Below are 10971 nucleotides of genomic sequence, written 5' to 3' on the forward strand. Positions count from 1 at the left end.
TCCGGCGCAGGAGCGCCGTACCGCCGGCGTGCGTCCGATATTCCCTGTGCCGGCGTGCCGTTTCAGAGGGTCTTCTCGACTAGCCCTTCGATCCATTCCGGCTGGGTCTCGCCCACCGAGCGCCCGACCTCCGCCTCGCCTTTGTAGGCGATGAGCGTGCTTTGCATCCGCACGTCGAGCCGCCTGAGCAGCTGCTTCTGACTGTCGAAGTCGACATCGAAGATCTGAAGTTCTTTGAAACGCGGTTGCTCCGCGAGCTTGGCGAGGATCGGCTTCTGCGTCTTGCAGATCGGGCACCAGGGGGCGCTCACCTCGATCAGGATCGGCTTGCCGCTCTTCTGCGCCGCCTCGAACGCCGATTCGGAGAACGGCACGGCCTCGCCCGCGGCGGCCGGCCCGGCCGATGCGGCGGCGATCGCGCTCAGCACGGCAGAACAGGCCAGCGCGACGACGGTGCGGCGGGTGTTCATCGTGCGTTCCTCCCGGATGACCGGAACCCGCGTGAATCCGGGATGTCGGTCCTTGATACGCATGCCCGTCATAAAGGTTGCGCACGCCCGTGACGCTAGCAACTCCAGGACGCGTGCCGCGAATCACATCATCGGGATGAGGCGGCGCGGTCTTCCGCCGCCAGGGCGTCGATATCGGCTGGGCCCACGGCCTCCATGGGGCACCGGATCCGCAGCGCCCGGGTCGGCTGGCCAGCGCGCATGACGAGGACGATGGTCTCCATATCGGGGCATCCCGGATCGGCGCAGGCGATCTCGTTGACCGCGAGGGCATCAGCGTCCCCGAGTTGAAGCGCGGCGATCAAATCCCGCTTCAACTGCACCGCGGTGGCGGCGCGCTCCGCGGAACGGGCACGCCAAGCCTTGAGGCTGACGAAAGCCATGTGCGATGCGTGTCCCCGATCGGCGCCAAGGTGAGGGGCCTTGCGCAAGATGCGCCAAACCGCCCCCGGGAAAGCGTGGAGTACGTATAAATGACGGTCAAGTGCGGCCGCGGGCCCTACCCCTGAAACAAACGCCCCGCTTGATGGTAGTGCTTGGCGGCGCCTCGCGAAATCGATCCGCTTCGACGGTCTTTCGATTCGACAGCGCCGAGACGTTCTTTGAGGCCATACGCGCGCGCAGAGGATATCGGCACTTGCGACCCTGGCGGGACGGACCGAACGACCGGCGGAATTACCATCACGGCAACCTCAAGGAGGCGCTCATCGAGGCTGCCCGCCGCTTCATCGCCGAGCGCGGGATCGGCGGCTTCACGCTGGTGGATGCCGCACGCCTCGTGGGCGTGACGCCGGCCGCTCTGTACCGCCACTTTCGGGGTCGCGAGGCTTTGCTCGAAGAGCTGGCCGGGCGCGGCTTCGCGGAGCTGGCCGCCCGTCTGGCACGGGCGCTCACGTCGCGCGGTACGCCGTTGGAGCGGTTCACCCGCATGGGTGAGACCTACCTCGCCTTCGCCGAAGAGGAACCGGCCTACTACGCCGCGATCTTCGAGACGCGCGGTGCGCCGGGTACCGCCGAGCACGACGCCGCAGCCGGCGTTCAGAATCCGGTGGCCCGGCCGAGCCCCTTCGATCTGCTGGTCGAAGCCCTTCAGGCGACGTTCGCCGACGGGTTCGGCGGCGTCGCGCCCCGCTTCATCGCCCTGGAAGTCTGGGCACTGGCCCACGGTCTCGCGACACTTTCGGCCGCCGGGCATCTGCCGCGTGGTCCCGGCTTTCCCGACAAGTACGAGCTGTTGCGGGCGGGCGTCCTCGCCCTCGTCCACGGGGCCGCGCAGGGCAACGGCTCGGGACGACCTTGAAAGCCGTCTGCGTCGCTCGCATGTTAACCGCGTTCACATGAACAGCGGAGCTTCGCCGTGACCACTCAAACCTCCTCACCCTGGGCGACCGGCAGGCTCTGCCGGTCGGGCCCGTTTCCGCGCCGTTCCCTCGAGATCGGTGCCATCGTCGTCGGTTTCGTCTATTGGTGGCCGGTCGGCCTCGCATTGCTGGCCTGGAAGCTCGCCGGCTATCCGGCCGTTGCCGAGATGCGCGACACGGCCCGGCGCACATGGTCGGACGTCGAGGGTTCACGTCCGGCTTCCCGGTTCGCCCGCGCCTTCGAGGCCGCGAGCCGCCGCGACAGCACCGGCAATGCGGCCTTCGACTCCTATCGCCGCGCCGAACTCGACCGGCTGGAGGCCCAGCGACGTGCCCTCGAAGAGGAGGGCCGCGCCTTCGCGGCGTTCCTCGACGAACTGAAGCAGGCCAAGGACCGCGAGCAGTTCGACGCCTTCATGGCGAAGCGCCGGACCAACGGTGGCGAGGGCCATACGGCCTGAGGCTCCAGCCATCACGTGCCGATCAACCGGCCGATGGCGGGACGGGGGTGTAAGCATCGCAGCTGAGACCCCACGCTCACGGACAACCGCCGGGCTCATCCCGAGCCCGGCGGCCGCACCGGTCAGGCCGCCCGGATGCCGGCCAGGAAGCGGTCGACCTCGGCGGTAAGGTGCTCGGATTGCCGCGACAGCTCCGAGGCCGCCCCCAGAACCTGGTCCGCCGCCCGACCCGTCTCCTCGGCGGCCCCGGCCACGCCGGCGATGTTTCCGGTCACCTCGCCTGTGCCCTGCGCCGCCTGCCCGACGTTGCGCACGATCTCCTGCGTCGCCGCACCCTGCTGCTCCACGGCGGCCGCGATCGTGGTCGCCACCCCGTTGATCTCGCGGATCCGTGCCGTAATGGTGTCGATCGCGCTGACCGCCTGACCGGTCACGCCCTGCACCCGCCCGATCTGCTGGCCGATCTCCTCGGTGGCCTTGGCGGTCTGCTCGGCCAGCGCCTTGACCTCGCTGGCCACCACGGCGAAGCCGCGGCCGGCCGCGCCCGCGCGCGCCGCCTCGATCGTGGCGTTGAGCGCCAGCAGGTTGGTCTGGCCGGCGATCGAGGTGATCAGCCCGACCACGTCGCCGATCCGCGCCACGGCGGTGCTCAGCTCTTGCACTAGCGCGCCTGTCTGGTCGGCCTCGCCCATGGCCACCTGGGCGAGCTGGGCCGAGCCCTGGACCTGCCGGCCGATCTCCTGGACGGACGAGCCGAGTTCCTCCGCAGCGGCCGCGACGGTGTTGACGTTCGCGCCGGCCTCCTCGGCCGCGGCGGCGACCGCATTCGACTGGGCCGAGGTCTGGCCGGCCATCGCCGACATCGAGCCGGCGGTGGTCTGCAACTCCGTGGCCGAGGCCGAGACCTGTCCGACGATGCCGCCGACCGCGGTCTCGAAGCTGTCGGCCATCTGGCGCATGTCGGCCTTGCGCTGCGCCTCCGCGGAGGCGCGGGCCTGCGCGGCCTCGGCCTCCAGGGTCCGGCTGCGGATGAGGTTGTCCTTGAACACCTGGACGGCGGCCGCCATCGCGCCGATCTCGTCGCGGCGGCCGATATGCGGCACCTCCGTGCCGGTCTCGCCGTCGGCGAGCCTCGACATCGCGGCGGTCATGCGCTCGATCGGCCGCGAAATGTACAGCAGACCGACGAGCGCTGCGCCCAGGGCCGAGGCCAGGGCGAGGCCGATCCCCACCAGGGCCGTGAAGGACGCCGAGTTCGCCCCTGCCATCGCCTCATTCGCATCGCGGCTTGCGCTCTCCTCGTCATGCGCGACGAGCCTTGTGAGCGCCGCGCGCGCCTGATCGTAGAGCGCAACGACCTCGGACTTGATCAGAAGCGCCCTTGCTTCCTGTGACTGGCCAGCCTCCATGAAGCGGCGCGCATCGCCGTCCACCCGCTCGAAGTTGGCCCAGGACACCGCGAAGGTATCGTACAATGCGCGCTCTTCGGGCGTACTGATCAGCGTTTCATAGGCCTTGCGCGCCTCGCGCAGGTTTGCATGCGTGGCTGCAAGATTGGCTTCGTTCTCGGACCGTTTCTCTGGCGTGTTCGACAGAAGGATCAGCCTATATTGCTTGATCCGAACCTCGGATGCCGCCACTTCGATCGCGCTGATCTTCTCGACGGATGGCAGCCAGTTGGTTGCCAGTACCGTGGTGGAGCGGCGTATCGCGGCCGCGTCCCGGAGCGACAGACCGCCCTGTCCCGCCGAGATCAGTGCGATGAGCCCGAACAGGATCGTCAAAGTTGTTTTGAGGGAGAGATTGAGGCGCATGGTACGTTCGATTTTGCCCGCTTGAGGGATGATAACGCAAAGCATGACAACGCCATGTCTTAGCTAGTTCCAGAGTTGGGAACTGCAAGTTGGTCCGTTTCTCGCCGTATGATTTATATAAATGAAAAAACAGACTAAGATGAGCTGATTAGTAATTCCGGATATTGTAAATATTGAACGATATGCCAATCTAGAAAAGATCTAATTCTTCACGGTCAAAAGTCCCTGCGGCAAATGCGTATATGATGGTTAAGAGCTCTGATCTTCGTCCAAAATACAGTAGGTCATGAGAGTTGAAAGAGTTGAATTTACAAATCCTCTCGAGGATCGGGCGGCCAATAAACGCTTGGTCAGGCTCGCATCAAACAATCTTTTCAGCAACACGGGTGCATATTTTTGACCCGCATCGATTGAGGCGTCCGGCCCGAGCGATCGGTTGCGCCTCCGAACCCTGGCTGAACGGTTTCGGGCCGCGCCCATCCGCTGGAACGGCCGACGCCCAGCGATGATGCGGTGTGCCGGGCCAACCAACGCGAAAGTTGCGCCCGGACCCGGGGTCCTGCATGTCTCGGTTGGACGGGGCGGGGAGGGTCATGCCGATGGGTCAGATCACCGTAGTCGATCACCCGCTCGTGCAGCACAAGCTGACCTACCTGCGCGACAAGAACCGCTCGACCAAGGGGTTCCGGCAAATCCTGAACGAGATCGGGATGCTTCTCGCCTACGAGGTGACTCGTGACTTGCCGCTCGAAACCGTGACGATCGAGACACCGCTGCAGCCGATGGATGGGCAGCAGATCCTGGGTAAGAAGCTGGTCCTCGCACCGATCCTGCGCGCTGGCGTCGGGTTTCTCGATGGGATGCTGTCCCTCGTCCCGTCGGCGCGTGTCGCCCATGTCGGGCTGTACCGCGATCCCGACACGCTCGAAGCCGTGGAATACTACTTCAAGGCGCCATCGGATCTCGCCGACCGGACCGTGCTCGTGCTCGATCCGATGCTGGCCACGGCCAACTCAGCGATCGCGGCGCTCGACCTGTTGAAGGCGCGCGGGGCCTCCGACCTGCGCTTCGTTTGCCTTCTGGCGGCTCCGGAGGGGCTGGCGAAGTTTCAGGCGGCCCATCCCGATGTCCCGATCTGGACGGCGGCGATCGACAGCCACCTGAACGAGCACGGATACATCGTCCCGGGTCTCGGCGATGCCGGGGACCGGATGTACGGCACCCGGTAAACCGTGACGCCCCGGCTTACCGGAGGCGGACCTGGCACCGGCGCTCGGCGTTATCGCCGTCGGGCTTCGACACGCCCGCGCCGAACCACCCTGGCGAGGGCTCGCGATAGTTGCTCCACCGAGTACGGCTTCTGGATCAGGTTGAAGCCGTGAACGCCCTCCTGGGCGAGCACGTGGCTGTAGCCCGAGGTGAGCACGACAGGTAGGCCAGGCAGGCGTCGCTCCAGCTCCCGGGCCAAGGCGACGCCGCCCATGCCCGGCATGACCACGTCGGAGAACACCGCATCGAAGCGGAACGGGATCCGCTCGATCTCCACCAGGGCTTCCTCGGCATTCGTCGCCCACACGGTCCGATGGCCCAGATCCTCGAGAATCTGCGTAGCGAAGCGGCCGACTTCGAGGTTGTCCTCGACGACGAGGATGCACAGGCTGATGCCTTCGAGGTCGCGCTCATCGATGGGCGGCTTCTCGGTCGTCCCGGACGCCGCCTCGACCTGCGGCAGGTAGAGGGTAAAGGTCGTCCCCGCGCCCGGCTGGCTCACCACATCGACGTCACCGCCGGACTGCTTGGCGAAGCCGAACACCTGCGACAGCCCGAGACCGGTGCCCTTTCCGATTTCCTTGGTGGTGTAGAACGGCTCGAAGATCCGCGGCAGCACGTCGGGGGCGATCCCGATGCCCGTATCGGACAGCGACACGGCCGCGAAGGTGCAGCGCGACCCCGCATGGCCGCGGATCGCCGGCATCGGCCGCCCGCCCACGAGCTTGAGGGTCAGGGTGCCCTGTCCGCCCATCGCGTCCCGGGCGTTGACCGCCATGTTGATCAGGGCCGTCTCGAACTGGCTGAGATCCGCCCGGATGTAGCAGAGTTCGTCCGGGATCCGGGCATCGACGGTGATCCGCGCGCCGGTGACCGAATCGAGCATCTCGGCAACGGCGCGCAGCGACGTACCGACGTCGAATACCTCCGGCCGCAGGGCCTGACGGCGCGCGAAGGCGAGGAGCTGCCCGGTGAGCTTGGCCGCGCGATCCACCGTGTCGGAGATCGCCTCCACGTAGCGGCGGCGCCGTTCCTCGGGGAGATCGGGGCGCTTGAGCAGGTCGGTGGACGACTTGATGACGGTGAGCAGGTTGTTGAAATCGTGCGCCACGCCACCTGTGAGCTGGCCGACCGCTTCCAGCTTCTGCGACTGGCGCAGGGCTTCCTCGACGCGCTCGCGCTCCACGCTCTCGGACTGCAGACGGGCATGCGCCTCGGCGAGGGCCCGGACGTTGCGCCGTTGCTCGGTCAGATCGGTCAGGACCCCGCAGAGCAGCGCCTGATCGGTCTGGCTCTCGAAACGGCTGAGGGAGAGGAAGGTCGCACGCTCGGCTCCTGCCCCCTCCTTGAGCTCGATCTCTTCACGCACGGGCGTGGTCATCGCCCGTTGGACCAGTTGGTCGAGGTCGGTGTCCCCCCGGATGAAACTGCGCAGGGGGCGCCCGACCAGCCGTTCCTGCGCTTCGCCGAGCATGTCGGCCAAGCGCCGGTTGCAATAGAGCAGGGTGCCGTCGAGCCCGAGGGTGAAGGCCCCTTCCTGGATCTGCTCGATCAGGACCCGGTACGGCCGGTCGGCGTTCTCCAATGTGTAGACGAGGCGCTCGTGGTTCGGGCCCTCCACCACCACGGCGTCGAAATCGCCGCGCCGGATCGCGGCAAGCGTCTCCTCGCTCTCTTCCAGACGTGCTTCGAGTTCCCGGATGTGGGCGCGGTAGGCCTCGGGGCTCGGCTCGTCGCCGGGCAGCAAAGCGTCGACGCTCATCGCTCCGCCTCGGCAGCCGAAGGGATGTTGAGGCCGCGCAGGATCCGCTCCGCGTCCAGCAAATCGCCCGCGACGCGCCGCTCCGGCTGCGGTGCGATCTTCAGCAGGATCGGGGCGGCCACGATCCCGTCGCGCGCGGCGAGATCGGGCTGCTGGTAGATGTCGACGATCTCCAGCTCGTACCGGCCGGCGAAGTGCGCCTCGCAGATTCGGCGCACCGACTCGACCGCGCGCAACGAGCGCGGCGCGGTCCCGGCGACGAACAACCTGAAGCGATAGCGATCCGCGGTGTCCGGGCGGTCGACGGATCGGCTCAAGGCTCGTCCGCCCTTCGACGGATATCGAGACCGACCAGAACCTTATCGGTGTTCGACAGATCGCCGATGATGCGCTTCAGGGGGGAGGGGAGGCGGCGAACCAGGGTTGGGATGGCCAGGATCTGGTCGCCGGCCGCAAGCTGCGGGTTCTTCATGAGGTCGACGACCTCGATATCGTAGCGCCCCGCCAGGTGGTCCTCGCAGAATCGCTTGAGGTTCGCCATCGCGGTGACCGACTTCGCCGTCTGCCCGGCGACGTAGAGGCGCAGGTGATAGTGGCCCGGATCGCGGTCCGGATCCGTGTCGGGTGACGGGTCTTCCGAAGTCGCCTCGCTCATTCCGCCGCCCTCCGCCGTGCGATCAGCTCCCGCCGCTCGACCTCATCTGCCGCCATCCGCCACTCGTCGTCGGCGCGCAGACGTGCCTCCTCGTCCTCTGCGGCCTCCAGGCTGGCCCGAAGCTCCTCGAGCTGACGGTCGAGGGCCGCCCGACGACGGACAACCTCGCGGAGCCGCCGTTTGTTCTCTTGCTGGCGCCGCTGCGCCTCCGCCTGCTCACGGGCTTCCTGAACGATGCGGGCGGTACCCGTGAGCACCCCCGCCGTTCCGATATAGGCGTCGATCAGACGGATACCGCCGGACGACATGAGAAACTCGCGGATCTGGTTGGAGTGGCTCATGCCGCGCGCCTTGATCACGTAAAGCGTCCGCGTGCGCTCTCCGTTCGCTTCCATGTTCTGGAGCTTGACCCAGGCATCCATCAGCGACGACACGCCGAGGTCGTGATCGGTGATGAGCGAGCCGTCGCTCCGAAGGGTCGTGAAGATCGCCGTGATGCCGCGGGTCTTGATCAGGTCGATGATGCGCAGGAGCGCGGCCTGCAATTCGGTGGCCGGTCCGCGCAGCGCGGAGATCGGATCGATCATGACCAGATCCGGCCGGAACTGGTCGAGGTCGCGGTGTATCCGGGCGAGGTGCGTTTCGAGACCGTAGAGGCTCGGCCGCGCCGCCTCGAAGCGGAGCAGGCCGCTCTTCGAATGCGCGTCGAGATCGAGCCCGATCGAGGCCGCGTTGCGGGCGATCTGACCGCCGCTCTCCTCGAATGCGAAGATGAGACAGCGCTCGCCGCGCCGGCAGGCGGCATCGACCATCGAGGCGGCCAGCATGGTCTTGCCGGTGCCCGACGTACCGGAGACCAGGATGCTCGAACCGCGATAGAAGCCCCCCGGTCCCAGCATGGCGTCGAGCCCGTCGATGCCCGTGAAGATCAGGCCGGTCGGCCCCGCATAGTCGAGCTCGGCCGAGGTCACCGGCAGGACGCTGATTCCCGCATGATCGATCAGGAACGGGAACTCGTTGGTTCCATGCGCCGAGCCCCGATACTTGACCACGCGCAGGCGCCGCGTGGTGATCTGGTCGTCGACCCGGTTGTCGAGCAGGACGACGCAATCGGAGACGTACTCTTCCAGACCCTGCCGGGTGAGCTGGCCTTCGCCACGCTCACCGGTGATGATCGCGGTCAGGCCGCGATCCTTGATCCAGCCGAACAGCCGGCGCAGCTCCGCGCGCAACAGCGAGGGGTCCGTGAACCCGGCGAACAGTGTCTCGATCGTGTCGAGGACGACCCGCTTCGCGCCGATGCTGTCCACCGCGAAGCCGAGGCGGATGAACAGGCCTTCGAGATCATACTCGCCCGTCTCCTCGATCTCGCTGCGCTCCACCCGGACGTGATCGATGGCGAGCTTGCCCTGCGCCACGAGCCCGTCGAGGTCGAAGCCCAAGGAGGCGACGTTGGCGGCGAGATCCTCGGCCCGCTCCTCGAAGCTCATGAACACGCCGGGCTCGCCGTACCGGGTCGCGCCGTTGACCAGGAAGGTCGTAGCGAAAAGGGTCTTCCCACACCCTGCCGAACCGCAGAACAGGGAAGGCCGCCCGGCCGGGAGACCGCCGAAAGTCAGATCGTCGAAGCCTTCGATGCCTGTGGGTGCTTTCGGCAGAGGCTGGGTGACACGTTGGTCGGGCACGATGCGGGCTGTCCTAGACGTCTCGGGCGGAGGACGGAGCTGGAGCGGTTTGCAATCCGAAGGCGTGCCGGCAGTCGGATGCGACACGCACGCCGGGTAGAAGATCGGCCCCGACCCGGTATGGCAACGCTGCCCGCGGCGCAATATGGGGCGGAACGCCGGCAGCCTGCGGTTGCGATACGGCGGCACGCCCGCGAAGCTGGAGTCGGTAGCCATGCTGGGCTGGGAAATCGATCGGGATGCCCTGACGGCACCCGCCGTCGCGCGCAATCGCGACGCGATCCTCGACGTCCTGCGTCGCGTGCTTCCGGTGCGGGGCACCGTGCTGGAGATCGCCAGCGGATCCGGCGAGCACGCGATCCACTTCGCCGCAGCGCTGCCGGGCCTGACATGGCTTCCGAGCGATCCCGAGCCGGAAGCCCGGCGCAGCGTCGCGGCCCATACCGGCCGGGCCGGGCTCGGCAACATCCTGCCCCCACTTACCCTCGACGCACGTGCCGCGTCCTGGCCGGTCGGCCGCGTCGATGCGATCGTCTGCATCAACATGATCCACATCGCACCCTGGACCGCGACGGAAGGGCTCATGGCCGGCGCCGGGCGAGCCCTGTCCGCGGGCGGAATTCTGTTCCTGTACGGGCCGTTCCGCGAGGGCGGGCATCATACGGCTGATAGCAACGCCGCCTTCGACGAATCCCTGCGCGCCCGCGATCCGGACTGGGGGGTGCGTGATCGCGAGGCCGTGACCGCGGAGGCCGCGCGGCATGGGCTGATCGCCGCCGAGCGCATGGCGATGCCGGCCAACAACCTGAGCCTAACCTTCCGACGCGCCGAACGATGAGGCGCTCTCCGTCACGCTTTCGCGAAACTGTACATTGAATTCAGGCAAGCGCGTGTTGCACACTCGTGCCATGACCCCGATGCGGCGGAAAAGCCGCGCGGGCCGCAGGAGGAAGCCCATGCCGATGGAACGCAGCGTTTCGAGCCGGGCCCTCGCCCTGCTCGCAGTGGCCGGACTTGTCGGAAGCGGACCGGCGCAAGCCGCCGACCCGATCAGGATCGGCGTGATCGCCGAGGCGCAGTCGGTGGTCGGGGCCTCGATCCCGCAGGCGGTCCAGCTCGCCGCCGACGAGATCAACGCCAAGGGCGGGGTCGATGGCCGGCAGATCCAGGTCGTCACCTACGATGACAAGAGTTCCGCATCCTACGCGGTCCGGGCGTTCCAGCGGGCGGGGTCCGAGGACAAGGTCAACCTCGTCATCGCCAGCTACATCCCCGAGGTGGTGCTGGCGCTGATGCCCTGGGCGGCCCGGCCCCAGACCCCGCTGATCACCCCCGGCGCTGCCGCCAACGAGTTCAGCCTGGCGCTTCATAAGGACATCGCGCGCAAAAAACATACTTTCCACGGCTACCCTACGTCAGCGGCCTCGGCCAATCAGCCTTTCGACTCGACCAACG

12 protein-coding genes are annotated in these 10971 nt (G+C 67.2%); 5 read left to right on the top strand and 7 right to left on the bottom strand.

Annotation, left to right across the window (positions count from 1 at the left end):
* Window positions 1-62: 62 nt before the first annotated feature.
* Window positions 63-470 (bottom strand): thioredoxin family protein, encoded by a 408-nt coding sequence (locus MKK75_RS12775; RefSeq protein ID WP_244042936.1) that lies wholly within the window; start codon window positions 468-470, stop codon window positions 63-65.
* Window positions 471-598: 128 nt separating this feature from the next.
* Complete coding sequence (locus MKK75_RS12780; RefSeq protein WP_244042937.1) at window positions 599-892, bottom strand: hypothetical protein; 294 nt, start codon at window positions 890-892, stop codon at window positions 599-601.
* A 254-nt stretch (window positions 893-1146) separates the two neighbouring features.
* On the opposite strand from MKK75_RS12780, the gene MKK75_RS12785 reads away from it, so the two are divergent.
* Window positions 1147-1809 (top strand): TetR/AcrR family transcriptional regulator, encoded by a 663-nt coding sequence (locus tag MKK75_RS12785; protein WP_244042938.1) that lies wholly within the window; start codon window positions 1147-1149, stop codon window positions 1807-1809.
* Window positions 1810-1866: 57 nt separating this feature from the next.
* Complete coding sequence (locus MKK75_RS12790; RefSeq protein ID WP_244042939.1) at window positions 1867-2331, top strand: DUF2852 domain-containing protein; 465 nt, start codon at window positions 1867-1869, stop codon at window positions 2329-2331.
* A gap of 122 nt (window positions 2332-2453) precedes the next feature.
* Here MKK75_RS12790 and MKK75_RS12795 read toward each other — a convergent pair whose 3' ends face one another.
* Window positions 2454-4145, bottom strand: a complete 1692-nt coding sequence (locus tag MKK75_RS12795) for a methyl-accepting chemotaxis protein (protein WP_244042940.1) — start codon at window positions 4143-4145, stop codon at window positions 2454-2456.
* Window positions 4146-4738: 593 nt separating this feature from the next.
* On the opposite strand from MKK75_RS12795, the gene upp reads away from it, so the two are divergent.
* Entirely contained in the window at window positions 4739-5374 is a 636-nt protein-coding gene (gene upp / locus MKK75_RS12800; RefSeq protein ID WP_244042941.1) for a uracil phosphoribosyltransferase, read from the top strand.
* A gap of 50 nt (window positions 5375-5424) precedes the next feature.
* Here upp and MKK75_RS12805 read toward each other — a convergent pair whose 3' ends face one another.
* The 4 genes from MKK75_RS12805 to kaiC are packed head-to-tail and all read right to left on the bottom strand — an operon-like array spanning window position 5425 to window position 9519.
* Complete coding sequence (locus MKK75_RS12805; RefSeq protein ID WP_244042942.1) at window positions 5425-7176, bottom strand: ATP-binding protein; 1752 nt, start codon at window positions 7174-7176, stop codon at window positions 5425-5427.
* On the bottom strand, window positions 7173-7493 hold the full coding sequence (locus MKK75_RS12810; RefSeq protein WP_244042943.1) for a circadian clock KaiB family protein: 321 nt from the start codon (window positions 7491-7493) through the stop codon (window positions 7173-7175). Before MKK75_RS12810 ends, MKK75_RS12805 begins: the two co-directional genes overlap by 4 nt.
* Window positions 7490-7831, bottom strand: a complete 342-nt coding sequence (locus tag MKK75_RS12815; protein WP_244042944.1) for a circadian clock KaiB family protein — start codon at window positions 7829-7831, stop codon at window positions 7490-7492. Before MKK75_RS12815 ends, MKK75_RS12810 begins: the two co-directional genes overlap by 4 nt.
* Window positions 7828-9519 carry a circadian clock protein KaiC gene (kaiC, locus tag MKK75_RS12820; protein WP_409567560.1) on the bottom strand — a complete coding sequence of 564 codons (1692 nt, stop codon included), beginning with the start codon at window positions 9517-9519 and terminating at the stop codon, window positions 7828-7830. Before kaiC ends, MKK75_RS12815 begins: the two co-directional genes overlap by 4 nt.
* A gap of 211 nt (window positions 9520-9730) precedes the next feature.
* Between kaiC and MKK75_RS12825 the strand changes: the two genes are divergently transcribed.
* Together MKK75_RS12825 and MKK75_RS12830 are read left to right on the top strand one after the other, a co-directional pair.
* Entirely contained in the window at window positions 9731-10354 is a 624-nt protein-coding gene (locus MKK75_RS12825) for a DUF938 domain-containing protein (RefSeq protein WP_244042946.1), read from the top strand.
* A gap of 118 nt (window positions 10355-10472) precedes the next feature.
* Window positions 10473-10971, top strand: a 499-nt coding sequence (locus tag MKK75_RS12830) for an ABC transporter substrate-binding protein (protein ID WP_244042947.1), incomplete at its 3' end; no start/stop codon positions are given.

Origin of the sequence: Methylobacterium sp. J-030, assembly GCF_022829545.1 — a bacterium.
Classification (GTDB): Bacteria; Pseudomonadota; Alphaproteobacteria; order Rhizobiales; family Beijerinckiaceae; genus Methylobacterium.

Bases quoted from the DNA above. Each gene is read 5' to 3' on its own strand.
- MKK75_RS12775 (WP_244042936.1), bottom strand. From the start codon at position 470: ATGAACACCCGCCGCACCGTCGTCGCGCTGGCCTGTTCTGCCGTGCTG.
- MKK75_RS12780 (WP_244042937.1), bottom strand. From the start codon at position 892: ATGGCTTTCGTCAGCCTCAAGGCTTGGCGTGCCCGTTCCGCGGAGCGC.
- MKK75_RS12795 (WP_244042940.1), bottom strand. From the start codon at position 4,145: ATGCGCCTCAATCTCTCCCTCAAAACAACTTTGACGATCCTGTTCGGG.
- upp (WP_244042941.1), top strand. From the start codon at position 4,739: ATGCCGATGGGTCAGATCACCGTAGTCGATCACCCGCTCGTGCAGCAC.
- MKK75_RS12805 (WP_244042942.1), bottom strand. From the start codon at position 7,176: ATGAGCGTCGACGCTTTGCTGCCCGGCGACGAGCCGAGCCCCGAGGCC.
- MKK75_RS12815 (WP_244042944.1), bottom strand. From the start codon at position 7,831: ATGAGCGAGGCGACTTCGGAAGACCCGTCACCCGACACGGATCCGGAC.
- MKK75_RS12825 (WP_244042946.1), top strand. From the start codon at position 9,731: ATGCTGGGCTGGGAAATCGATCGGGATGCCCTGACGGCACCCGCCGTC.